Annotated in this window: 19 protein-coding genes; 6 read left to right on the top strand and 13 right to left on the bottom strand. The window is 42.4% G+C overall.

The features are described from left to right. Nucleotides 1–235: 235 nt before the first annotated feature. On the bottom strand, nt 236–2545 hold the full coding sequence (gene pbpC / locus HEQ19_27985) for a penicillin-binding protein 1C (protein WYM02746.1): 2310 nt from the start codon (nt 2543–2545) through the stop codon (nt 236–238). A gap of 273 nt (nt 2546–2818) precedes the next feature. Here pbpC and HEQ19_27980 point away from each other — a divergent pair, with 273 nt between their 5' ends. After that, nucleotides 2819–8515 carry an alpha-2-macroglobulin gene (locus HEQ19_27980; protein WYM02745.1) on the top strand — a complete coding sequence of 1899 codons (5697 nt, stop codon included), beginning with the start codon at nt 2819–2821 and terminating at the stop codon, nt 8513–8515. A gap of 231 nt (nt 8516–8746) precedes the next feature. On the opposite strand, the gene HEQ19_27975 is transcribed toward HEQ19_27980, so the two are convergent. From HEQ19_27975 to HEQ19_27960, 4 genes are all read right to left on the bottom strand, one after another. After that, the gene (locus tag HEQ19_27975; GenBank protein ID WYM02744.1) at nt 8747–9463 is read right to left on the bottom strand and encodes a DevA family ABC transporter ATP-binding protein; all 717 of its coding nucleotides are present in this window, start codon (nt 9461–9463) and stop codon (nt 8747–8749) included. A 50-nt stretch (nt 9464–9513) separates the two neighbouring features. Continuing rightward, nucleotides 9514–10680 (bottom strand): ABC transporter permease DevC, encoded by a 1167-nt coding sequence (gene devC, locus HEQ19_27970; GenBank protein ID WYM02743.1) that lies wholly within the window; start codon nt 10678–10680, stop codon nt 9514–9516. 139 nt (nt 10681–10819) lie between these two features. Further along, nucleotides 10820–12109, bottom strand: coding sequence for an ABC exporter membrane fusion protein (locus HEQ19_27965; GenBank protein ID WYM02742.1), 1290 nt, complete (start codon nt 12107–12109; stop codon nt 10820–10822). A 23-nt stretch (nt 12110–12132) separates the two neighbouring features. Continuing rightward, the gene (locus HEQ19_27960) at nt 12133–12705 is read right to left on the bottom strand and encodes a TetR/AcrR family transcriptional regulator (GenBank protein ID WYM02741.1); all 573 of its coding nucleotides are present in this window, start codon (nt 12703–12705) and stop codon (nt 12133–12135) included. Nucleotides 12706–12905: 200 nt separating this feature from the next. On the opposite strand from HEQ19_27960, the gene aroA reads away from it, so the two are divergent. Next, the gene (aroA, locus tag HEQ19_27955) at nt 12906–14186 is read left to right on the top strand and encodes a 3-phosphoshikimate 1-carboxyvinyltransferase (protein WYM02740.1); all 1281 of its coding nucleotides are present in this window, start codon (nt 12906–12908) and stop codon (nt 14184–14186) included. 72 nt (nt 14187–14258) lie between these two features. Here aroA and HEQ19_27950 read toward each other — a convergent pair whose 3' ends face one another. The 3 genes from HEQ19_27950 to HEQ19_27940 are packed head-to-tail and all read right to left on the bottom strand — an operon-like array spanning nt 14259 to nt 15293. Beyond that, nucleotides 14259–14615, bottom strand: a complete 357-nt coding sequence (locus HEQ19_27950; protein WYM02739.1) for a DOPA 4,5-dioxygenase family protein — start codon at nt 14613–14615, stop codon at nt 14259–14261. 13 nt (nt 14616–14628) lie between these two features. After that, nucleotides 14629–15003, bottom strand: coding sequence for a DUF5615 family PIN-like protein (locus HEQ19_27945; protein ID WYM02738.1), 375 nt, complete (start codon nt 15001–15003; stop codon nt 14629–14631). Then, nucleotides 15000–15293 carry a DUF433 domain-containing protein gene (locus HEQ19_27940; GenBank protein WYM02737.1) on the bottom strand — a complete coding sequence of 98 codons (294 nt, stop codon included), beginning with the start codon at nt 15291–15293 and terminating at the stop codon, nt 15000–15002. The genes HEQ19_27945 and HEQ19_27940 overlap by 4 nt, the downstream gene beginning before the upstream one ends. Before the next feature lie 105 nt (nt 15294–15398). On the opposite strand from HEQ19_27940, the gene HEQ19_27935 reads away from it, so the two are divergent. From HEQ19_27935 to HEQ19_27925, 3 genes are all read left to right on the top strand, one after another. Beyond that, a complete protein-coding gene (locus HEQ19_27935; protein WYM02736.1) occupies nt 15399–17075 on the top strand; it encodes a pseudouridine synthase in 1677 nt (558 codons plus the stop codon). 61 nt (nt 17076–17136) lie between these two features. After that, on the top strand, nt 17137–17595 hold the full coding sequence (locus tag HEQ19_27930; protein WYM02735.1) for a hypothetical protein: 459 nt from the start codon (nt 17137–17139) through the stop codon (nt 17593–17595). Then, nucleotides 17592–18200: a PIN domain-containing protein gene (locus tag HEQ19_27925; protein ID WYM02734.1), complete on the top strand. Its 609-nt coding sequence runs from the start codon at nt 17592–17594 to the stop codon at nt 18198–18200. The genes HEQ19_27930 and HEQ19_27925 overlap by 4 nt, the downstream gene beginning before the upstream one ends. An 85-nt stretch (nt 18201–18285) precedes the next feature. Here HEQ19_27925 and HEQ19_27920 read toward each other — a convergent pair whose 3' ends face one another. Together HEQ19_27920 and HEQ19_27915 are read right to left on the bottom strand one after the other, a co-directional pair. Continuing rightward, a complete protein-coding gene (locus tag HEQ19_27920) occupies nt 18286–18906 on the bottom strand; it encodes an SLATT domain-containing protein (GenBank protein WYM02733.1) in 621 nt (206 codons plus the stop codon). 503 nt (nt 18907–19409) lie between these two features. Next, nucleotides 19410–19715, bottom strand: a complete 306-nt coding sequence (locus HEQ19_27915; GenBank protein WZI67042.1) for a hypothetical protein — start codon at nt 19713–19715, stop codon at nt 19410–19412. 350 nt (nt 19716–20065) lie between these two features. Here HEQ19_27915 and speB point away from each other — a divergent pair, with 350 nt between their 5' ends. Further along, entirely contained in the window at nt 20066–21106 is a 1041-nt protein-coding gene (gene speB / locus HEQ19_27910; protein ID WYM02732.1) for an agmatinase SpeB, read from the top strand. Nucleotides 21107–21252: 146 nt separating this feature from the next. On the opposite strand, the gene HEQ19_27905 is transcribed toward speB, so the two are convergent. The 3 genes from HEQ19_27905 to HEQ19_27895 form a co-directional block, all read right to left on the bottom strand. Beyond that, nucleotides 21253–21690 carry a hypothetical protein gene (locus HEQ19_27905; protein WYM02731.2) on the bottom strand — a complete coding sequence of 146 codons (438 nt, stop codon included), beginning with the start codon at nt 21688–21690 and terminating at the stop codon, nt 21253–21255. A gap of 972 nt (nt 21691–22662) precedes the next feature. Next, nucleotides 22663–23430, bottom strand: coding sequence for a phycoerythrobilin:ferredoxin oxidoreductase (locus tag HEQ19_27900; protein WYM03667.2), 768 nt, complete (start codon nt 23428–23430; stop codon nt 22663–22665). Nucleotides 23431–23609: 179 nt separating this feature from the next. Continuing rightward, a complete protein-coding gene (locus tag HEQ19_27895) occupies nt 23610–24341 on the bottom strand; it encodes a 15,16-dihydrobiliverdin:ferredoxin oxidoreductase (protein WYM02730.1) in 732 nt (243 codons plus the stop codon). Nucleotides 24342–24379: the final 38 nt, after the last annotated feature.

Raw genomic sequence — 24379 nt, 5'->3', positions numbered from 1 at the left:
TCTAAGATTACCTATAATTTTCCTTCTTCTCTGCGTTCCCTGCGGGACGCTACGCGAACGCGCCTTTGCGCCTTTGCGCCTTTGCGTGAGCTAAAAATTATTTCCCTACGGGACGCTCCGCGAACGGTAATCTTCGAGCGGGAAGGGAGTAATATATTAATAACTTCAATCAACGAGTTGAAATAAAAATAAAAAATAATCCACTCATTACTCATTACTCATTACTCATTACTCATTACTCATTACTCATTAACTTGGAAATTGGGGGACTCGTCCCCACCGTAAAACCGCGACGTGTGGGTTTAATCTTGGCTAACTGGACTTGAAAACTTACCTTGTCGCTGATGGCACCATTTTTAGCTTCTAAAATCCAGTTACCAGGGCGCATCTGCCAAAATAAGGAATTAACTGAGTCTGTAGCTAGTTTTTCACCATTTAGCCACCACTCTACAGCTATTGATGTCTTGTTGAGCTTAAACTCTAGTTTTTGCTGCGTCTGTTCACCAGGATACAGCAAAAATAAATCGCCGTTATGGGGAGATAAAATCCTCAGTTTGTTAGCACCTAGATGAGATTGCTGTTTTGCTAACCATTCGTTATATTCTGATGGTAAACTAAAACTATCCTGTTGTAGGTAAGCAATTTTATCTTCAAGATAGAAATATTCCTGTACAACAGTTGCACAATCGGGTGTAGGCTTTAAACCAGTAACTGCACAAATAGGAAGTTGGATCATTCCTTTTGGCGGTGGAAAACTACCCGGTTCTTGATGTTCGTGCAGATGTAACATAATCCGATTCCACAAGGGGGCTGCGCCTGTAACTCCTGATACTTGACGCATCGGTTTGCCGTTGAAATTACCTACCCAGGTAGCGACGGTGTAATCAGTTGTAAAGCCTACTGTCCAGGTATCGCGGAAGTTTGAAGACGTGCCTGTTTTGACCGCAGCGGGGAAAGGCAAATTTAACACAGATTCTACACCAAAAGCTGTAGCACGGGCATGGCGATCGCTCAAAATATCGGTGATTAATTCCCAATTTGTCGGGTTGGGGATTCGGGATTCGGGATTCGGGATTCGGGATTCGCGATTGGTAATTAGTGGTGTAGATTGTCCAAGTCGTGCTATAGTTAAATAAGCATGGGCGAGTTCCCAGAGGCTGACTTCACCACTACCGAGAGTTAAGCCTAAACCATAATATTCTGCCGTGTGGTTGAGGTGTTCAAAGCCTAATTGTTGTAGACGTTCGAGAAAATTCTCCACACCAACTTTTTCCAGAACTCTCACCGCAGGTACATTTAAAGAATTTGCTAAAGCGACGCGCACCCGCACAGGACCGAGAAATTTTTCTGTGTAATCTGTCGGACTGTAAAGTTTTGCGCCGGGAATGGCGTAGTGGGCGGGGACATCTGCTAAAATCGTATTTGGGCGAATTACACGATTTTCTAAAGCTAATTCATAGACAAACGGCTTGAGGGTAGAACCTGGTTGACGGAGCGCCTGGACTCCATCATTGCGTCCGAGTTTGGCGTCGTTAAAATAATCGGGTGAACCGACATAAGCCAAAACCTCGCCGGTGTGGTTGTCAATTACCAAAGCTGCTGCGTCGTGGACATTATTAACAGCGAGATGAGAAATTATCTGCTTTACCTGTGCTTGGACAAATTCTTGCAGAGGTCTATCTATTGTAGTGCGGATGGGTGAAATTCCCCCCCTCTGCTCCTGGGTCGCTAACCAAAACAAAAAATGGGGTGCGGTAAAAATTCCCCGTTGACCAGACCCAAAGACAACTTTTTCGTTTTTTGCACGTTCGGCTATGGATTGGGTGATATAACCATCCTGTATCATCCGATTGAGGACGTATTTTTGGCGTTGTTGGAGACGTTCCCAATGTTCGTAAGGATTAAAATATGTGGGATTATTAGGAATAGCCGCAAGCAGACTAGCTTGAGCGACATTCAAATCACTCGCGCTGAGATCAAAATAAGTCCGGGATGCTGCTTCTACACCATATATATTCCCTCCCATTGGTAAGCGATTAATATAAGCACAGAGAATTTCATCTTTATTCATCCCTGCTGTTAATCGCCATGATAACCAAACTTCTTGGACTTTCCCCCAGATATTACGAGGAACAGGATTTAACATCCGCGCCAATTGCATGGTAATTGTAGAAGCACCGGAGACAATCTTTTTGGCGCCAAAGGCTGCTTTGATAGCGCGGACAATCGCTTTCATATCCAAAGCGCCGTGATGGTAAAAGCTGCTATCTTCCGCTGCTAAAATCGCCTGGATAAATTGGGGTGAAACCTGATTTAATGGGACTACGGCTGTATGTTCTTGATCGCGGGTGAGTATAGTTCCTAGAGGTAGTCCATTGCGATCGCTAAATTCCATTGCGAGTTGATTTTGGACTATATCTGTAGCGCGTATTGGTGCAAAATAAGGTAGTAAGCGGACTAGGAAGCATATAAGTAATAAAGCTAGGATAATTTTAATAGTTGGTTTTTGCGTAATTTGGATTAGTTTTGGTGAAGTTATTTTCATTTTAACGTTGTGAATTTATGGGAGAAGTGTCTCACGCAAAGGCGCAAAGGCGCAAAGGCGCAAAGGCGCAAAGGAGGAGGGGGAGAGATTTCTGCTGACAAATTGTTTTTGGGGAATTTTAAATAAATATTAAGAATTAAGAATTGTAGTGATTGTTGGCAACAATCACAAGAGAATTTGTTATCTATATATCTATACAAGTATCTCTTCCTCTTTGCGCCTTTGCGCCTTTGCGTGAGACAACTTTATCTTTATCTTAACTAAGTTAAAAATATGATTATCAGAAAATTAAGATGGTTCCTCCTGGCTATAACTATTTTTTTTATCGTGGTAGGCTGTCATTTCTTTAATATTAGTTCAACTAAACAACAATTAGCAGCGATTTCCCCACTCGCACCGCCAAGTTTACCAGATTGGATTGAACAAGTTAGTCCGATTGGTGATGCGAAATCTCAAAATCAAATCCGTGTCCGGTTTAAGGAGGCTTTGATTCCGGTTGAAAGTTTGGACAATCTACAGCAGCAACAGTTATTACAAAAATTTCAACTTGAACCGTCTTTACCTGGAGAATTTCGCTTTTTGACTCCGCGTATGGTGGGTTTTCAGGCTGAGAAGGCTTTACCGCAAGCGACGCGGTTTCGAGTTACTCTCAAATCTGGTTTGGCGGATTTGCAAAATCATCGTTTGGCTCAGGATTTGGCTTGGACTTTTAATACTGAATCGATTAAATTGACGAATTTACCAGGTGTGAATCCGATGGAAAAGGCCCAGAGTCAACCGATTGATTTACAACAGAGGTTAGAATTTACATCTAATGTGGAGTTAGATTTGGCTTCGGTGCGGGAACATGTACTGTTGCTTCCAGAAGGGAAACAGGAAGGTGTCCGCTTCAATGTTGAGTTGAAGCAGCAAGAGAAACCAGCAGAAAATACCGATCCTTTGGAGAAGTTTGACGTTTCAGCACGTGATTGGATTTATCATCTCACACCACAACGGAATCTGGAAAAAGCCCGTCGTTATCGTTTGGTTTTTTCTCCAGGGATAGTTCCTGCTCTGGGAAATTTATCTACTGATCAGGAATTTGTCAGCAAGTTGGCGACTTATTCACCTTTGGCGTTTCAAAAGATTAATTTTTATGGTCAGCCAGATGCAAATGGTACCTATGGTAGATTTTTGGATGGCGCTCCGCAGTTAGAGTTTAATAATGTGTTGGTGGCTGATTCTGTAAAGGACAATATTAAAATTACTCCCGCACCAAAGGTGAAGGTGGGTGTTGTTCAAGTTAATGATGGTGATAGTGTTGTGACGATCAATCCTTATGCTCTGGCTCCAGCTACTACATATACAATTACGATGGGGGAAAATCTCAAGGATAAGTTTGGTCAAGTTTTAGGTAGGTCTGTCTCGGTTAATTATGAAACTGGCGATTTGGCTGGGGATATCTGGGTTCCCGCAAATTTAAATATTTTCCCTACTCTTAAGGATTTACAGTTAAATATCAATACTTTAAATCTTCCAGAGGGTAGTTATAAGGCTGCTTATCGGGTAGTTCAGCCGACTGATTTGGTTTATTTCAATAATAGTAATGATTTATTACCTCAACCTGCTGATTGGCAAAGCTTTCAGGTAACAGGTTCCAAAAATCAGCCTGTTGATATTACTGTTCCTGTAAAGGAAAAATTATCTGCGTCTACAGGTATGTTAGCTTATGGTGTCCAGGCGCGGACGAATAAGTATCGCGAAAATGGTCAGGAACTTTGGCGCGAACCTTTGACTTATGGTTTGGTGGAATTGACGAATTTGGGTGTGTTTTCTCAGTGGTTTCCTGATTCGGGTCTGATTCGGGTTCATCATCTGAGTGATGGAACACCTGTCAAAGCAGCGACGGTGGAAATCTATAAATCAAAATTAGCAGCGAAATCTCGTCCCCAACCTCTACCTTGTGCTTCTCTTAAAACTGATGAGAAGGGAAATCTCTCTCTCAAGCGGGAGAATTTAACACAATGTTTTTCGGGAACGCAAAGATTTGTTAAGTCACCAGAATTATTGGTCATTGTCCGCGAAAATCAAGATTGGGCATTTACTCGCACTGAGGAGTATAGCGGTGTGTATGGTTATGGGATAGATGCAGGTTGGCAAGATGGGACGCCAGAATCGCGAGGGATAATTTTCTCGGATCGACAGTTATATCAACCAGGGGAAAGGGTTTGGTTGACTGGTTTTACTGATTATTTGCACAATGGCGTCATCCAAGAAGATAAAAATGGCGTCTACAAATTAACTTTGGTTAGTCCTGATGCTCAAAAGACTGATTTAGGCGAGAAAACTACCAATGAGTTTGGGACGTTTTCTCTGGAGTTACCCCTCCAGAAGAATCAGCGGTTGGGATACTATAGCATCCAGGGGAAGGGGAAAAACGGTCAAGAAATTTCGGGAGAATTTCGCGTCGCGGAATTTAAACCGCCGAATTTTCAGGTGGAACTGAAATTAGATCGGGAATTTGCCTTGATTGAGGATAAAGTTGAGGCGAAAGCTGCGAGTAATTATCTATTTGGTTCTCCTGTACAAGGGGGAGAGGCGAAATATTTTGTGACTCGTCAACAGACGAATTTTATTCCCCAGGGTTGGGAGGAATTTTCTTTTGGAAGACAATGGTTCTGGCCTCAAGAAAGTCCCAATGTCCCCAGTGATGTCTTACAAACCAATACTCAGTTAGATGATCAGGGTAAAAGTAGTCTAACTGTGACAGTCGCGAAGGATTTACCATATCCGATGACCTATCAGGTGGATGTCCAAGTCGCGGACGTTTCTAATTTATCGGTCGCAAATTCCCAGAAATTTACCGCTTTACCCAGTAATCGCTTGATTGGGTTGAAAAGTAATTTTATTGCTGATACTCTTAAAGCTTTACCGATTGAAGTGATCGTCACTGAACCTTCAGGAAAACCCATCACAGGTCAACGGGTGAAGGTGGAATTACAACATATAATATATAGTAGTGTGACTCAGGTGGTGGCAGGTAGTCAGACACCAAAAAATCAAGTCGAATATCAAACAGTCGCCCAAGTAGAAATTACATCCGCCGAAAAACCGCAAGTTCTCACACTCACACCCAAAGAATCTGGTGCTTATCGTTTGCGAGCTAATTTTAGCGATACGAAAGCAGAATTGACAGCCACGGATTTACAAATTTGGGCGACGGGAGATAATCCTGTATATTGGGGAGCAAAAGAACGGGATTTTTTGGAAGTCAAGCTGAATAAGAAAGAATATAAACCAGGGGAAACCGCAACCGCACTGATTCAATCTCCCTATCCAGACGCTGAATTATATTTTGCGATCGCCAAAGATCACCCTCTCTATCAACAGATTATCAAAGTCAAGGGCGGCGCACCACAAATCCAGTTTCAAGTTACACCAGAAATGTTACCAAATGCAGCAGTTCAAGCTGTGTTAGTTCGTCAAGGTGTTCCTTTAAATCAGTTGGAAGTGGGAAGTTTAGAGAATTTGGTGAAAATTGGTTTTGCACCTTTTCATGTCAACTTACAAGATAAATATTTAAAACCGCAAGTCACCCCCACCCAAGCATCAGTCACACCAGGTGGGGAAGAAACCATTCAACTACAACTGAAAGACAATCAAGGAAACCCCACCAAAGGACAATTTACAGTCATGGTGGTGAACGAAGCGGTACTCCAACTTTCAGGATATCGTCCACCAGATTTGGTAAAAACAGTTTACGCTGAACAAACAATATCTACCCGATTCAGCGATAATCGTCCCGATGTCATCATCCAACCCCAAGATATAACCAAACCCAAAGGTTGGGGTTATGGTGGTGGTTTGTCATCTGGTGTCGCCAATACTCGCACTCGGACAAACTTCCAAGCTTTAGCTTACTATAATGGTGCTGTGATGACAGACGCGAATGGAAAAGCACAGGTAAGTTTTAAATTACCCGACGACTTAACCACATGGCGAGTGATGGTAGTCGCTACTGATGGAAATCTCCGTTTTGGGAATGGCGAAACCACCTTGATCAGCACCAAACCACTCGTAACTAATCCCATCTTCCCACAATTTGCCCGGATAGGCGATCGCCTCGACGCCGGTTTATCTGTCACCAACAACACGGGAAGTTCTGGAACTCTGAAAATTAATGGTGAAGTTAGCGGTACCCTCAAGTTTGTAGAACTAAACCCCAATCTCTCCACCAAAGCGGAAACTTCAACCCAAGCTTATCGCTTTCCCATGTTAGCTGATACTGTCGGTGACGCCAAAATTCGCTTTACCACTCAGTTAAATAATACAGGCGATCGCTTTGAAGTTCCGTTAGAAATTAAGCCCCTGGAAATTACAGAACAAGTCGTAGAAACTGGCGTTACCGAAAATCAAGTAAAAATTCCCCTCAATGTCGAGAAAAATATCTTCCCGAAAATGGGAGGTTTAGATATTCAACTCGCGACTACCTTGATTCCCGAAATTAAACAAAGCGCAAAGCAAGTTTTTGGCGATGATGAATTACCATTTACAGAACCTGCAGCCAGTCAACTGATCATAGCCGCAAATTTACAAATCTTGGGACTGGGGACCGAGGACTGGGGACTAGGGAAAATTACCAATCAAGCAATAGAAACCCTCGAAAAACTCCAACTGACAGATGGTGGTTTCGCAGCTTTCCCCGGACAACAAAAATCAGACCCTTGGATTTCTTCCTACGCAGCGGAATCTTTAGCCAAAGCTAATCAAGCCTTTCCCGGTTTAGTCGATTCTCTCATGCTATCTCGCCTAAAAAATTACTTACAAAAAGTTTTGGCGAACCCCGGAGAATACGACTTCTGCAAACAAAAACTCTGTAAAAATCAACTCCAACTTAACGCCCTGATCGGTTTAGCAAAACTAGGCGACAAACGCAACAGCTTCCTCACAGATATTTATCAACAACGCAACGCCTTTGATATCGTCACCCAAATAAAACTAGCGCGATACCTCTCCCAATTTACAGAATGGGAAAAAGAAGCCCAAGAAATCTTGACCCAGGTGCAAAAAAATATCTATGAAACTGGACGCACCGCCGTTATCAGTTTACCCCAAAGTTGGGGATGGATGAGTTCCAATACCGCAACCCAAGCCCAAGCTTTACGCCTATTTATCGCCCAAAAAGCCCAACCAGAAATTATCGATAAATTATTCCGCAGTCTCCTCGCCCTAAGAAGAGACGGCACATGGCAAACTAGTTATAACAATGCCCAAGCACTCACAGCCTTGGTAGAATATAGCCAATTGCAACCCACACCCCCCAACTTGATCGCCACAGTCGAATTAGCCGGTCAAAAACTCGCTGAAAATAAATTTGCAGATTCCCGCCATCCCAGTTTACAAATAAACGTGCCGATGGAGAAATTACCCCGTGGACGCCATAATTTGACGATCAAAAAATCAGGTAAAGGCAAATTACATTATCTAGCCGCTTACAATTATCGCCTGCAGGGGAATCAACCAGGCAAATTTAACGGTTTACGCATCACCCGCGAACTCGAAAAAGTCGGTGAAGCGAAGATTCTGCAAAAATTTGGTTTGGGAGTTGGGAATAACCCCTTGACATTACAGACAGGGGAGGTGTACAATGTGAAATTAGAACTTATAGTTGACCATCCGGTAGAGCATGTGGTAATTAGTGACCCCTTAGCCGCCGGTTTAGAAGCAGTAGATGCCAGCTTTGAGACTACAACCGCGGCATTACAAGCCCAAGCCGACAGTTGGGAACTAGGATATAAAACAATCTACCGCGATCGCACCGTCGCCTACGCCGACCACCTGGAAGCAGGAGTGTATAGCCTCAACTACTTAGTACGTTCCGTTACTCCTGGGACATTTTTCTGGCCAGGGTCCCAAGCCCATCTGCAATATGCACCAGAGGAATTTGGCCGGGCTGCAGATTCTACGGTAATTTTGCTTGGTGGGAGGTAACAAAAATATCCTGATACACTGTCTAAAGCGGCGTTGCTGATTGATGGGATGATTTTTGTCTCACGCATTCGCGGAGCGTCTGTCTTCGACACGCTACGCGAACGCAGAGAAGGCGCATTCGCGGAGCGTCCCGTAGGGAAGGCGCATTCGCGGAGCGTCCCGTAGGGAAGAGGAAGAGTTTTCAAAGTTGAATTTAACGATTTCATCCCGCAATTATGCAACGCCCTTTTTTTAATTGATTTTCGCCGTAACATCTACACCATTGCTTTTTAGTTGTCCGTCTTCCATATATATGATGCGATCGGCAATGTCGAGGATGCGGTTGTCATGGGTGACGAGCAATATTGTACAACCTTGTTCTTTCGCTAGCCGCTGCATTAATTCTACCACATCGCGCCCAGATTTTTTGTCTAGTGCGGCTGTGGGTTCGTCTGCTAAGACAATTTTAGGATGGCTGACTAAAGCCCGAGCAATCGCTACTCGTTGTTTTTGTCCCCCTGATAAGTTTTCGGCGTAGTAATTTACTCGATCACCCAAACCAACAGTTTCTAGCATGGCGATTGCTTTTTTGTTCATATCCTGATTCAGATATTGTTCATGTAACTCTAAGGACATTCTGACGTTTTCTTTGGCTGTTAAAAATGTCATCAGATTATGGGCTTGAAAAATATAACCAATCTGGCGACGTAACTGGGTTAATTGTCGCTTGCTAGCACCACAAATTTCCTCTCCTAAAATTTTCAAACTACCTTCTTGGGCTGAACGTAGTCCACCCATGAGAGTCAACAGCGTAGTTTTTCCTGAACCTGATGGACCTGTCATAATCACAATCTCACCAGCATTAATCTCCAAATTAATATTGAATAATGCTTGTTTACGCAGGGAACCTTGACCAAAATAATGGTTAATATTGGCAACAGAAATTACAGGTGTAGATTCTATAAACATGGGATTTTAATAGTTTGAATTTGGCTTTCCTATGATCAGATAATTCAAAATTAAAAAACATCTGCGGGGTCGGCGGAACGTAGCTTTCTCATGGCGATCGCCCCTGAAAAACTACACATAATAATTGTTAAATTTAAAACATATATTGCTCTTTCTGTTTTCATAAATATGGGCAGCAGTGTCGCAGTGGCGGTGAGATTATATAGCCCAATAGAAAGTAAAAATGCTGGTATATAACCTAACACAGCTAAAAGCAATGCTTCTTGTAACAAGACTCCTAGTAGATAGTTATCGCCATAACCCATTGCTTTGAGGGTGGCGTATTCTGGCATATGTTCGGAAACATCAGAATACAGGATTTGGTAGACAATGACAATACCGACAATGAACCCGACTGCTGTACCTAAACCGAAAATGAACCCAATAGCAGTACCAGTTTCCCAGTATTTTTTCTCGATTTGAGCAAACCCTTCTGGGGTGAGAACTATGACATCTTTGGGTAGTGCTTTGCTTAGTTGCGATCGCACTTTTTCAGGATCTACACCCGGTTTGAGTGTCAGCAATCCCACTTCAATTTGCTCTGGTTTACGGGTGGGAAATAGTTGTAAAAAGGTCGAATCACTGGTAATAACATTTCCATCCGCAGCAAAGGAAGCACCATCAGTAAACAAGCCTTTAACTTTAATTGCTTTACTATTCAGTTCTGTCTCAAAGAAGCCTGTTTTCTGCAAGATATCGCCAACAGCACCATATTCTGGACGACCGGCTTGATCAAATAGAACTTGATACAATTGTTTGAGTTGATAACTGTTTTCTTTGATGTCGGCTGATTTAAACGGAGGTTTTGCTGGATCGACACCCCAAACCAAAATAGCTCTTTCTAGACGGGTTTCGGGATTTCGCCACTGTCCAGTACTAATGTAAACTGAATTCACTGACTGTACACCGTCATAAGCTAATGCTTGATATAATCGTTCTCTAGAAAAACTTTTGACTGAGAACAGGGTTTGAAATTGCGGATTAATTAAAACTAAATCAGCCTCTAAATTGCGATGGGGTTTAATAGCTGCATCAAATAGCGCACTTTCAAATCCCAACTGAATAAACATCAGCATGTCAGCAAAGGTAATACCTGCAACTGCTATCGCCAGCCGGGTTTTTTCTTTCATTAACTGCCGCCATGCTAGCGGTGTTTTCCGAAACATTTTACCAATCATTTTATCATACCTCAATATATCCTAAATATCCGTTATCCTCATGGTAATTCGTAATTCGTAATTAGTAATTTATGGGTTGAGTGCCTGTTATGAGTTGGTGTACTTTTCATAAGCTAATTAGGCGCTTTGTGGCCGATTACTAATTGTTAATTGCTATCTGTACCTGTAAGTTAGTCAACCCAGCAACACGCGTGCTATCTTCAGCATTGAGATGAATTTTTACCTCAACAACTCGGCTATCAAGATTTTCTCCTGGCTGGTTGCTAAAAACGTTTTGTCGGTTCACCTGTAAGCCAATTAAGGAAACGGTACCGCGCAGTTCACCAGTAAATCCCTGACTGGTAATCACCGCTTGTTGTCCCAGTTTGACTTTAGCGATATCAGTTTGATAAACTTCGGCTACGGCAATCATTTGGTCATTTTGTGCCAAGTCTGCAACGCCAGCATCACCAATTTTTTCTCCCGCTCGTTTATGAATTTTCAGGATTTGACCCTTGGTAGGAGCTTTGATGTAAGCTGCTGCTAATTCAGTTTGGGCACGTTTGAGAGAGGCGATCGCATTTTCCACTTCTGTTTGCGCTATCTGTACATCCACCGGTCGGACTTCTGCTATACTTTTAAGGGTGGCTTGAGCAACGTTTACTTCCTTGTTACCAGTGGTGTTAATGCGCTTGAGTCCTACTTTGGCTTCGGCTATTTGCTTGTTAGCAGTGTCGTTAATGCGGTTGAGAACTGCTTTGGCTTCGTTGAGTTGCTGAATGGAGGTTTCCCAACTTAAGCGTTTATTGTCAAATAAAGAATTAGAAATTGCTCCTTGTTTCGATAGTTGCTGATAGCGTTGATATTCGGCTTCGGCATTGCTGAGTTCTGCTTCTAGCTTTCTAATTGTCGCCTCTTGAGCAATTCTATCACCTTGCCATTGGGCTTGCAGGCGCGCGATCGCTTGTTCTTGCTCTTTTCTATCTCCTTGGGATTGGGCTTGTAAGCGTTCAATGGTTGCTTGCTGTGCTTGAATTTCGCCAGTTTTCGCACCAGCTTTAACTTGCGCGAGTTTCGCTTGAGCCAGTTTAACTTGTTTTTGTGCCTGGAGTACGGCAGTTTGCAAGCGATCGCGTGAGTCTAAAATGGCGACAACTTGTCCGTCTTTGACGCGATCGCCTTCTTTGATTAAAATTTCGGCAATGCGATCGCCGTCTAAAGCCAAAGGTGCAGACAGGCTAATTACCTCTGCTTCTGGTTGTAGTCTTCCTAATGCTGTCACTTTTTCGCTAATTGGCGCCGCTGCTACAGTCTCTGATGAGGAAGTTTTACCAACTTGTCCAAACTGAGATATAGCATAAACGACAATTCCACCTGTAATTACAGTAGCACCAATTACTAATGCAATTAATTGTTGATTTTTTGGTTTAAATAACAGTCTGTTAGTCATTTTTACCCCTCTATTTTGTTTTTTTATGAAACTTTGTGCAAATAAGCCGTCAATATCCTTCCCAGCAGATTGCATTGTTCAGGAATATTAATCATTTCATTTCCCTGTAATCTTCCTAAAAATAAACCATCTACAAGGCTCAATACCAAGGAGGCTAATACCAAATCTTCAATCCCTAAAAAATCACAAATCACCTGCTGATATCGCTGAATTACACGCCTAAATACATGCTTTCCCGATATTTCTTGAGAATCTTGATATTGGCAAAAATCAACTACCAGATAAGTCCACTTAATAAAATAATCCTCATTTTTCACCAAATATTTTCCTAGAACTTCCATCGCCTCTTGTGGTGTTTTCCGTTCTCCCAATTCCGCCAATGCTGCACTTATATCCTGTTGACACATCTCTTCCACTAATTGCTCAAACAAAGCTTGTTTGCTAGAAAAGTAGTGATATAGAGTTCCCGTAGAAACCCCTAAACACTCAGCAATTTGCCGCATGGTAATGGCAGCATAGCCTTTTTGGGCAAATAAATCAAAGCATTTGCCGAGCAGTTCTTTGCGGTATTGTTCATGATCAACAATCTTTGGCATATCTCGGAATATTTATATCGAACGCTCGTTTTTTTAACGATACAATCCTTAATACTTGTTTGTCAATATATATTTTTGCCTAAGTCAGCATTAATTGTGCAATCACGACTAAAAATGCCTATGGGGGACTTCGAGTTAAAAAATAAGTCTGTTGCTTAAGTCCTGATATTATTTGTAATGTATGCCCTGTGAGGTTTAATGTGGATACTATTGCCATCCCTGCTCTAAATCGCCCAGTCGATGCCACCGTAGAGATTCCTGGTTCTAAAAGTATTACCAATCGGGCATTACTCGTGGCTGCATTGGCACTTGGAGATTCCCTATTAGAAAACGCCTTATTTAGTGAAGACAGTCAGTATTTTGCCAAATGCGTAGAGCAATTAGGCATTCCCATTGAGCTAAATTCTGATTTGGCGAGGATTCACGTTGCGGGAAGAGGGGGGGAAATTCCGGCTACACAAGCAGATTTATTTGTAGGTTTAGCAGGTACCGCAGCTCGGTTTATTTCGGCGCTGGTGGGATTAGGGAATGGTGAATATCGCCTAGATGGGGTTCCTCGGATGCGGGAAAGACCGATGGGGGATTTGCTGACGGTACTGGAAACGGGGGGAGCAAAGATTAATTTTGAGGGCAACCCTGGTTTTATGCCCTACACTATCTACAGTCAGCAATTTAGCGGCGGACATTTTCGTTTGAAAGCCAACCAAACCAGTCAACAACTGTCGGCATTGTTGATGATTGCGCCTTATGCTCAACAGGACACCATCATTGAGGTTGAGGGTACACTGGTTTCTCAATCTTATGTCAAAATGACCTCTCGCCTCATGGCAGATTTTGGCGTAGAAGTAATAGAAACTGCCGAGAATCAATTTAAAATCAAAGCGGGTCAGCGTTACCAAGGTAGACATTATACCATAGAACCAGATGCCTCGAATGCCTCTTATTTTTTTGCCGCCGCCGCCGTTACAGGTGGAAGGGTGCGGGTGAATCATTTGACCAAAGAATCCTGTCAAGGAGATATTCTGTGGCTGAATGTATTAGAACAGATGGGTTGCCAGATTGAACACGGCGATAATTATACTGTAGTTAGAGGACCGCAGCAATTACAGGGCATCGACATTGATATGAATGATATGTCAGATTTGGTGCAAACATTAGGAGCGATCGCCCCATTTGCTAGTTCACCAGTCACCATTCGCAATGTCGAACATATTCGTTATAAAGAAACCGAACGGATTAAAGCTGTGGTGACAGAGTTACAACGGTTGGGAGTCAAGGTAGAAGAATTTGCCGACGGTTTGCGGATTGAACCAAGTGCGATCGCTCCTGCGGCAATTGAAACCTATCATGATCATCGCATGGCAATGGCATTTGCTGTCACCGGCTTGCGGGCGCCAGGGATTGTGATTAAAGACCCTGGTTGTACAGCCAAGACATTTCCCGATTATTTTACCCGATTTTTCCACATGTTAGAACAATAGGCGCAAAGCCTGGCGTCCCTACAGATGGATGATTGAACGACGCCAAAAACCCTAATTTTCCGGTACGATAAATCAACTTGTGGTAATTCGTCGCAGAACCTCGACATTGAGATCTAGCTTGTTTCCCAGCCACAAGGCATGATCTGTGTGGTCTGCTACAGCATCCTCCGTATTTGGGTGGATAAGAACATCCAACCCCTGATGATTGAGCATTAACCAGGGGATGACTTGATCAAACTGATTCGGTAAGAAAGCAACTTGATACATCGCCTGTGGGTGCGGTCCGACCGGTTCATCACGCCAGCGCCCAAGCTGCACATCAAATCTAGCGCCCAATTCTTCGCGTATACGGACAGCGATATCACGACTCTCGGTATCGTAGTAGACATGAGCGTGAAAACCAGTGATTTTGCTCGTCTGTTCCGTCATTGCTTTGAATCTGTTATATAATTTTCTCAACATAAGTATTCAGAAAAACCAGTTCGTTCGCCATCTTCTGTGCTGATTGATCAGCAGCTAATTTAAGCAAACCGCGTAACTGCTGTCCAACAGAGTATTGCTGTTGTGGGGCTAGAACGATACCAGCATGACTTCTTTCTTGAGCCATAAAGTCACTGTGCAAGCGACAAAAATCTCCAATATTAAAACTGTAGATCACTCGCTCTTGCTCTGTTGCCCAAATTAATTGTTCTTCATCGGGATAGCCTAATCTGCCAGCCTCGGCAACTGTAACGACATCTAAATCTGCATTTCGCAGTGCTTGTATCAGCGCTCCTTTAATTGTATCTTCATCCAAGTACAAGCGAATTCGGCTCACAATTGATTTCTTGCTTTATACTGGGCTTCCAAGCGCCGACATTCTTCATCATAGGCAGCAAATTGGGCATCTAGCGCTTCTTTGTTAGCAAAATAGTAGGCCAAAGCGCTATAAATCCCTGCAAGCGTCAGGTGTGGTTTATCTTCTAGGATTTCTTCAGGCGTGACACCTGCTTTGATCTCATTTACAATGTATTGTACCGTAATACGGGTGCTGACGATGCGGAGACGACCACCGCAGGTTTCTGGTGTCCTGACAATCAGCGTGCCAATGTCATTAATGGTCTGCATGGCTTACTTGCTAAATTTTGCTCCCATATAAGTACTCTACCACTCATCATAGGGGTGTGGAATGTTTCCTACATAAATAATATCAGCCAAATTTGCAATCAGGATATGGTGGTTTTGCACGCGCTTTCAGATTTCATCGACTCTAACTATACAGTCCAGGCTTCACCCCCCAGCTATGACTATCAAGGGCGTTGTCCGCAAACAGGTAAAATACTAAAACTTCCTCGCACTCCAATAGTGGAAGCGATCGCACATAGTTTAATGCAATTCCTGTCCACTAATGATCTTTATGCTCGTGAAGGTAAAATGTATGGGGTATTGCTAGTTGAATTACCGACTGGCGAACAAGGGGTACTCAAAGCCTTCTCCGGTCTGCTGAATGGTTGCAGTATAGTTGATAGTTGGGTACCGCCAATTCCGGGAAGGGAGGAAGTAGCCCTAGAGGAAGCCCACACATTGGCGCAATTGGATGAGATTAAGCAAGAACTGATTACCCTCAAGCAACTGAGCGATCGCCAAAAATACGAAACGAAGTTAGCCCAGTTTCAGCAGCAGTTACAAATTATGAGCGATCGCCATCGAGATTGCAAACATCAACGACAGCAAACACGCCTGACATACACAGCCACGCTTTCACCAGCAGCACTGACTATAGCGCTGGAACAACTCGATCAAGAAAGCCGGATGCAGAAAATAGAGCTAAAACAACTCAAACGCCTGCAAAATGAAGTTTTACAACCGCTAAAAGAAGTAATTACCGCAGCCGATATGCGGATTAGTGAACTCAAACAAAGGCGTAAACAACTGTCCCGTCAACTGCAAGCGCAGATGCACGCTGCTTATAGCTTAACTAATTTTTCCGGGCAATCTCTATCTTTACAGCAATTGATGCCAACAGGAGCGCCCACTGGTACAGGAGACTGTTGCGCTCCAAAACTACTACATTATGCCGCCACACATCAACTCAAACCCCTAGCAATGGCAGAGTTTTGGTGGGGAGCATCCTCAGAGGAAAAAATTCATGGTCAATTCTACGGCGCCTGTGCTGAACGCTGTCAGCCATTGATGGGGTTTCTGTTGCGGGGACTGGGGATGAGGGAGAATAACGTTTCATCTCCCTCCAATTCCCAATCCCTAATCGCCAATCCCCCAGAACTACCGATTATTTATGAAGATGAATGGCTAATTGCTGTGAATAAACCCCCAGGGTTACTATCTGTACCTGGTCGTTATCGTGACACCCAAGATAGTGTTCTGAGTCGCTTGCGTTGTTTGTTAACTGATGATATAATAATAAACACTGTACATCGTTTAGATCAGCAAACTTCGGGTATTTTATTACTGACTCGCGATACCGAAACTTATCGTCAACTAAGTCAGCAGTTTCAGAGACGACAGGTGTACAAGGTTTATGAAGCGATACTTTCCGGCTCTGTAACAGCCGATGCAGGTGTAATTGAACTACCACTATGGACAGACCCCCAAAATCGCCCTTATCAGCAAGTTGATGAACAGCGAGGTAAACCCAGTTTGACACAGTTTCGCGTGATGGCGAGAGAGGGAAATTACACTCGTGTAGAATTTATCCCGCTAACAGGACGCACCCATCAACTGCGGGTTCATGCTGCGGATGCGCGAGGACTGGGAGTGACAATTTTAGGCGATCGCCTTTATGGATGTAGTGCTGTGGTGAGTCGGTTACATTTGCACGCCAGGGAATTGCAGTTTGAGCATCCGCAGTTGGGGGAAAGGGTGCATTTAAGGGTGAAAACGCCGTTTTGATAATGTTGCAGCATTTTGCGTCAGAATAGTTAAGAGAACTCATGAGAAAACCCCTTGATATATGCCTGCCTATTGGGATTTAGCAGTCTATAATCGCGATAGTCAATTGACTCTTGTCGTTGAGATCAAGAATAAATTCAATGCTTCACCACAGTGGGCGACCCAATTGCGACGTAATATCCTCGCCCACGGTATATTTCCCACAGCGCCTTATTTCCTAATGGCTTTTCCTGATCGATTCTATTTGTGGACTGATGCTCATGTGCGACTAGATGAAAGCGAACCAAATTACATTATAGATGCACGTCCTATTCTTCAGCCCTACTTAGAAAAAGCTGGGGTGAGTGCTGATCGAATCAGTGGTCAAAGTCTTGAACTGATTATTGCATCTTGGCTGGGCGAAATTATTCATGCACAGAAATTATCTCCAGAAATGACTACATCTTGGCGATGGTTGATCGAGTCAGGTCTGTATACCGCTATATCTGGCGGAAGGTTCGATTACGAGGCTGCTGCGTGAAGATTTACGTTGAAAGTAATTTTGTTTTAGAACTCGCGTTTCAGCAAGAGCAATTTGCAAGTTGCGAACAAATTTTGCAACTTTGTGAAGTAGGGAGTGTACAACTGGTTATACCAGCATATAGTTTAGCTGAACCACATGAAAAATTAAGTCGTCAAGCAAAAAACCGTAAGCAACTCCAACAGGCGCTGGATGCTGAAATACGTCAGCTTTCACGTACAGAATTCTATGAAAATCGTATCAGTAGCATTCAAGATATTGCCAGCTTGCTAATTCAGAGCAACGAGGAAGAACAGCAACGCTTTCGACAATATCGACATCAGATCTTAAATTGTGCGGAAGTAATTGCTCTAACTAATGACATACTCACTGAAGCCGCAACATATGAAGACCCTTACGATTTGAGTCCACAAGATGCTCTTGTCTATACATCAGTTATTTCTCATCTGCGTCAGCATCGTCCTGTAGCAGCATGTTTCCTTAACCGTAACTCTAAAGATTTCGACAGTCCTGATATTGTTGATGCTCTGAATAAATTCAATTGCAGAATGATACCTCGATTTTATCACGGCTATGCTTTCATTCAGTCCCAACTGAAACTGTAGTTGGGGGAAAGGGTGCATTTAAGAGTGGAAACGCCGTTTTGATGAGCAACAAATTAATTTATTGTCAGAGGCAAACACACAATAATTAACATGATGAATACAATAGGAATAGAATAGGAGGTATTCCTAAAACAAAGATATATAGCCAGTAATCCATAACAACCAGCTTTATTCTAATGTATAATTCGGTAAGCCGACTTATATCAAAATCTTTTCTGTTTTGCGCCATGAACAAAGTGTAGTCTTCTGCACTATGATTCTCAGGGCATTCTTTAATTAACGCTTCATACCTATCTGATACATTACCCAACTTATGAAGAAAATCTGCATCTCCTGATTGACTTATCATCAAGTATTCAAGCTCTCTCTCTAAACCAGATATTTTTACTGCGTTGTGATAAAGCTTTTCTGCTCTGATTTGATAATTTTTTGCCCCCTCCAAAAGACTAATAACCAAAGTAAAAACAGATAAAATTAAAGAAATAGCATTGTATATATCATTTATTTTTTGGCATTGTGGATTTTTAACAATTCCTTGAATAAGTGGAATTGCAATACCGTATATAGATAGTATTGAAATACTGCTAAGTGAAAATTGATACTTATTATTTAGTCGCCGAGCAGCATTGAAACGGGAACCTTTAGTCTTCCACATTCTGGTATTTAATACTTTAGCGTATGCATTGGGGTCGCTATTACCACTCATTGAGTGATTTTATTTTGAAGTAAGATTTGAGTAATTTATATGGTGTATCAGGGATGGTGCTTGTAATACTAGAAACCATAAATTGCTTGATAATCTTGAAATATTTACTTATTTTATAGCACTAATATTTGATTTTTGAAATATACGTAGGGTGGGCAATGCCCACCACATCCAGGTTTTAGTGGGCATTGCCCACCCTACAGATACTTAGATTTTTTCATAAATCAAATATGATTCCTATAGCTATTCTAACCTAAAAATACAGGTTGATATATAGTGTAATTACCGTAATAACTTGGTAGATTGGTCTGGCAGGGTTTAACCCAGATTACATTATAGATGCACGTCCTATTCTTCAGCCCTACTTGGAAAAAGCTGGGGTGAGTGCTGATCGAATCAGTCGTCAAAGTCTTGAACTGATTATTGCATCTTGGCTGGGCGAAATTATTCATGCACAGAAATTATCTCCAGAAATGACTACATCTTGGCGATGGTTGATCGAGTCAGGTCTGTATACCGCTATATCTGGCGGAAGGTTCGATCTGCTGTACTCCCACATGGCCTTTGACAGTATTTAAGAAACGTCCTAATGCTTCGTGTTCATAAGTTAAACGCCCATATTTAGATAAATAGCTGACTATCTCACTAACTGCAATAAAGGACGCTCCAGAAAGGTCAATCATTGGTAACAACTGTTTTAAATCTGCTAGCTCCAAAATTTGCTGACGCGATCGCTCTGTAGCTAGTTCTGGTATATCTTTAAGAAGAGTTATCAATTGTTTGCGGTCTTCAGCATCTAGATCAACCATATTTTCAGCCTTATTTTACAAAGCGATCGCCAATCATGCCTACGGGGTGAGAAAGCACTGAATTTAAATTATACATTATCTGGCATTTGCTAACCTTTTTTGATCACACATATTCTAAAAATGCATAGACGTTTATCGTCAACGTGAACTCATTCATAGAGAAAGTCAACACGTTTGTTGTAAATGCATAGACGTTAGCGATAGCCGGATTGTCTTGGAAGCCTACGCTTACTGCGAAGCAGAAGTGTAGGAGATGTCACCAAGGTGTCAAGAATAGAATATTTTCCGCTACAATCCAGAAGTCCACCAAGTGGCCTGCTGTCTACCCCCCTAAATCCAGAAAATAATCAATGAGTAATCAACTCCAAGACTATAATCCCAGCGGTGTAGCCCAAATAAATGGTAATCTCTTGGCTTTACCATTTGATTATGAATCTGCAAACCTAATTGTCTTTGGTGTACCCTGGGAAGTGACTGTTTCCTATGGTGAAGGTACAGCAAACGGACCACAGCAGATTCTAGACGCTTCGACTCAACTAGATTTGTTCGATTTTGATAATCCTGATGGCTGGAAACAGGGAATTTTCATGGTAGAAATTCCCCAGGATATTGTAGATAAGAACAAATACTATCGTCAGCAAGCCGCCAAAATTATTCAACGATTATCGCAAGGTAAACCACTAACAGATACACCAGATTTAACACCTGTTCTAACAGAAATTAATCAGGCTTGTCAACAGGTTAATCAATGGTTGTTTGCACAGTCTCAACAAGCAATTAACAATGGTAAGCGAGTTGCAGTGATTGGTGGGGATCACAGTTCCCCATTAGGATATTTCCAAGCATTAGCAGCTAATTATGCAAATTATGGCATTTTGCATATTGACGCCCATGCAGATTTACGCGACGCCTATGAAGGATTTGAATTTTCCCATGCGTCCATCATGTTTAATGCTATGAAAATACCGCAAATTTCTAAGTTAGTGCAGGTAGGCTTACGCGATATTTGTTATGATGAAGTAGAAATCATTAACCAATCTCAGGGTCGAATTGTAGCTTATTACGACCCAGCCATCAAACAAACGCTTTATTCAGGAACGACTTGGATTGATTTGTGTCGAGAAATTATCAGTCATTTACCGGAATACGTTCATATTAGTTTTGATGTGGATGGTTTAGATCCAAAACTTTGTCCAAATACAGGTACACCTGTTCCCGGTGGGCTGGAATTGGAGCAAACATTTTGTTTATTTCGAGAATTGGTGAATAGTGGACGCCAAATTATTGGCTTTGATCTTTGTGAAGTTGGTGATGCTGAATGGGATGGTAATGTTGGGGCGCGAATTGTTTATAAACTAGCCAATTTGATGGATTTAGGGACTGACAAATAAATCAAAAAAACGGTGGGGGTGGGGTATTAGGAGACTTTTGCAATAAGTCCAATAATTTCTTGTGGGGTGGGCGTCTCGCCCGTCCAAAATGCAAAGCTTGTGAGACGCCCGCACCACCAGATTGGATGAATTATGTTTTGGAAGTCCTACAACGGTGAATCAGAGGATGGTGGTGTTTCTGGTGGTGGTGACGCCACAACTATATTCGATGGTTCTGGGGTAGGGACTTTAACTTGGGACTGGAGGGCTTTACCAATCACGTAGGAAGTGCTGCTGATACCCAATAAACCGAGAATTTGATCGGGAATGGTGGCTGGAAATTTAGGTGGACTGGAGCCGGTGATAATTAAAACTAGGCTCATGGAAATAACGAAGGTGAAGATCAACAGTTGAAAGCGTGCTAGGCTGGCTTCACCTGAACTTTCACTTATCAACTTTTCCAAATTAATTCCTCGTTTTGGATTCTTATTTGCATTCCAGGTTCCATCCCAAATAAATATCAGGATAAAGACTTCTAAAACTGCAACAAAAATTGTCAGGAGTAAACCAATAACAAAGGCCAGAATAGTGAACCCAGTATTCATGTTAAGCACGCTCTGATCTCCGTTGTTTAATCATTGAAGTAAACTTGCCCCACAGGTAGACAAAGTTGCTTCCTCCTAAGATGAAAAGATATTCTGATCGCACTTCTGGTAGGCTACATGAAAGGCTGGAAAATTTGCACTCATTGAGGTTATGTCTCACTTGCATCAAGTAAACAACCACAAAGATCACACTCAGGAGCAATAGTTGAAATTTTTCCGGGTTATAAGCCTGACTGCTTCCCCGATCAAACAATATTTCGCGAATATTGATTTTCTTTTTGAACATCAGAAAAAATATAGTAGACATCAGCCCTACAAGGAATATCCAAAGCTCCATCTGAATCAATTTAGACAGTAAGTCAAATCCAATGTTTATTACCAAAATAAAGCCTCCATTGCCAATATTTTTGTGTTTTTAAACTTGCATGACTGCTGTAGCAGTCCTAAATGATTTGGTAAACTCCATACAGCCTGTTGACTGTTGACCGTTGACGGTTGATATTTTTCACAACCTAATTGGGATTTCTACAAGTGTTAGCTAATATACTAAAGATGGAGCTTTTCTATCCAAAAAATTATCAAAACTTTTTGTTACACAAACTAAATTAGCATTTCTTAAAATTTATTCACTCAATATTTAGCTAAAATTGACGAACCCACTCCTTTAACAGTTAACAGTTATCAGTTATCAGTCAAGAGTGATGTGTTTATCGTTACGCCTTGATAACTGTTCACTGTTCACTGTTCACTGATTTAAATCCCCCACCATACGCCTTGATAACTGTTCACTGTTCACTGTTCACTGTTTTAAGGGGTGGGCTTTCTGCTCTAATATCTGTAAGCTTAGGGACTTCCAGATAAAAAAATATCCAAAAGGATCTCCCTGAAAGCGATTCCCTGGTAGGACTAAGCCAACCGAGCGCCAAATGCGAAAAGTTGATACCGTGTAATACTCACCAGACAACTTTGAGATTAACGGTGTATTACACTTTTTCGCCCCGTGGGGATTCTTTCCAAATCGAACAGAAAGCCGTGGATATATTCTTCTGTCCACTCAGCACCGTAAAAACGGGTGAACATTCCCCTGGCTGGGTCTTTTTCTGCACGATAGCGCAGATAACGCAGCTGCGCCTGTTCAATTTCTGCTAAATATTTGGTATCGGTTATGGGTTGCGCCTGGTCAACAAAATCCAGGTAGGCTTGCAGATAGTCCTTAAAGGCTGCAAACACATGGGTTTCTACTACCTCAGTTTCCTGGGGGCGCGTCCAGAGAAAGGCGGGTGAGAAAAAGGGTTGGGCTTCTTCGGGAAAGTCGCCCCCCCAAGACAGATGCTGCTGATGTGTCTGGAAAATTGGCAGGATAGGCTGGGTATAATGCTTCTGATAGCCTAAATCATCCCGAAAGAGTGGTTGCATATCCAGAGCAATTAAGTGTCCTCCGGGTAAGGTAACTAAATCTGCCCCAAAGAACGGCAAATCATAATTCAGGTGGGGGAAAATCACAAAATTTAATACCTGAAGTGAGTTACCCCCCTGTACATGGGCGGCTCGAATTTGTCGGAGTTTGGTAGTTTGGTAGGCGTAGCTAGTCGTCAAGACTTCTTGCTCATGTTTGCCTTTACCCACGGTTGCTTGTTTCGATTCAAAGCCTTGAGGAATTGGATAAGGTTGCAAATCCAAACGTTTGTGCAAAAGCGCGATCGCGTAATCTAAAAATGGCTGATAGAGAGTCAACGTCACTTCGCTCCAAATTCAAAATTCGTCTTGAAAAGTTTGCTCAAATCGGAGAACCTTTATCCACCAGAGGTTGATAAGGGAATGGATGCAATCCTGTCTACGACACCCTGCGCGAACGTCAATCGTCAATCCCCACACTGCGAGTACGTTGAGTGTGGGGACTTTCGCGTGTTGTTAAATCACTATTTGACTCCACTAGCTACTAATGGCACAGAGTCCTCAAACAAAAATTCATGCAAAAATCGCTCTGACCATTCATGTCCAAAATAACTACTGAACAAACCAGATGCAGGATCGCGCTCGGCACTATATTGATCGTAGTCTTTTTGGGCTTTGACAACCCTTTTAATGTCTGAATGGTCGATTAGGGGTTCGGCTTGGTCTAGGATCTGCCAGTACAAATTCAAATAATCTTTGAATGCCTCAAATACCCTCGTTCTTACTGTTTCTGCATCGGTTTTGGCAAATAACAGATATTTGGAAAAGTATTGATTAGCATCATAAAATTTCATTTCCAAGCCTTGTGCCAAGTCTGGATACTTATCATGCAATTTTTGCAATTGGTGGATGTACTTCCTCAAGTAAGCTTCATCTTGAAATAAGGGCTGGAAATCCATCACAATCAGGTTTTTCACTTGACCGAAAGACAGAAAGTCAATGCCGAGTAAGGGCAAATCATAGTGATGACTGGGATAAATTACACTATTGAGAATCTGGGCGCTTGCACCTGCATCAATGTATGTATAGCGGATTTTCCGTAACTGTGGGCACTGATAGCACCAGCTCTGAATTGTGGCGGGATTTCTGCCGCGATCGCTCACCTGATACTCTAGTCCTGGGGGAATTGGGCGACTCTCTAATGTAAACCGTTGCAAAAGCGATTGTTTCAGATGCTCAAGGAAGCACTTATACATAAAAGTTAGAGACTAATTTGCCTTAATCCCAGAGAATA

The organism is Gloeotrichia echinulata CP02 (genome assembly GCA_038087035.1).
GTDB lineage: Bacteria > Cyanobacteriota > Cyanobacteriia > Cyanobacteriales > Nostocaceae > Gloeotrichia > Gloeotrichia echinulata.
Note: the sequence above shows the minus strand (reverse complement) of the source record. Positions and strands in the feature narration are given on the sequence as shown.

What these genes read in the sequence shown, in the direction of transcription:
- HEQ19_27980 (WYM02745.1), top strand. Translation starts at nt 2,819, where the DNA reads ATGATTATCAGAAAATTAAGATGGTTCCTCCTGGCTATAACTATTTTT.
- HEQ19_27940 (WYM02737.1), bottom strand. Translation starts at nt 15,293, where the DNA reads ATGCAGACCATTAATGACATTGGCACGCTGATTGTCAGGACACCAGAA.
- HEQ19_27950 (WYM02739.1), bottom strand. Translation starts at nt 14,615, where the DNA reads ATGACGGAACAGACGAGCAAAATCACTGGTTTTCACGCTCATGTCTAC.
- HEQ19_27915 (WZI67042.1), bottom strand. Translation starts at nt 19,715, where the DNA reads ATGGTTGATCTAGATGCTGAAGACCGCAAACAATTGATAACTCTTCTT.
- HEQ19_27960 (WYM02741.1), bottom strand. Translation starts at nt 12,705, where the DNA reads ATGCCAAAGATTGTTGATCATGAACAATACCGCAAAGAACTGCTCGGC.
- HEQ19_27975 (WYM02744.1), bottom strand. Translation starts at nt 9,463, where the DNA reads ATGTTTATAGAATCTACACCTGTAATTTCTGTTGCCAATATTAACCAT.
- HEQ19_27965 (WYM02742.1), bottom strand. Translation starts at nt 12,109, where the DNA reads ATGACTAACAGACTGTTATTTAAACCAAAAAATCAACAATTAATTGCA.
- HEQ19_27935 (WYM02736.1), top strand. Translation starts at nt 15,399, where the DNA reads ATGGTGGTTTTGCACGCGCTTTCAGATTTCATCGACTCTAACTATACA.
- HEQ19_27895 (WYM02730.1), bottom strand. Translation starts at nt 24,341, where the DNA reads ATGTATAAGTGCTTCCTTGAGCATCTGAAACAATCGCTTTTGCAACGG.
- HEQ19_27930 (WYM02735.1), top strand. Translation starts at nt 17,137, where the DNA reads ATGCCTGCCTATTGGGATTTAGCAGTCTATAATCGCGATAGTCAATTG.
- speB (WYM02732.1), top strand. Translation starts at nt 20,066, where the DNA reads ATGAGTAATCAACTCCAAGACTATAATCCCAGCGGTGTAGCCCAAATA.
- HEQ19_27905 (WYM02731.2), bottom strand. Translation starts at nt 21,690, where the DNA reads ATGAATACTGGGTTCACTATTCTGGCCTTTGTTATTGGTTTACTCCTG.
- HEQ19_27920 (WYM02733.1), bottom strand. Translation starts at nt 18,906, where the DNA reads ATGAGTGGTAATAGCGACCCCAATGCATACGCTAAAGTATTAAATACC.
- devC (WYM02743.1), bottom strand. Translation starts at nt 10,680, where the DNA reads ATGATTGGTAAAATGTTTCGGAAAACACCGCTAGCATGGCGGCAGTTA.
- pbpC (WYM02746.1), bottom strand. Translation starts at nt 2,545, where the DNA reads ATGAAAATAACTTCACCAAAACTAATCCAAATTACGCAAAAACCAACT.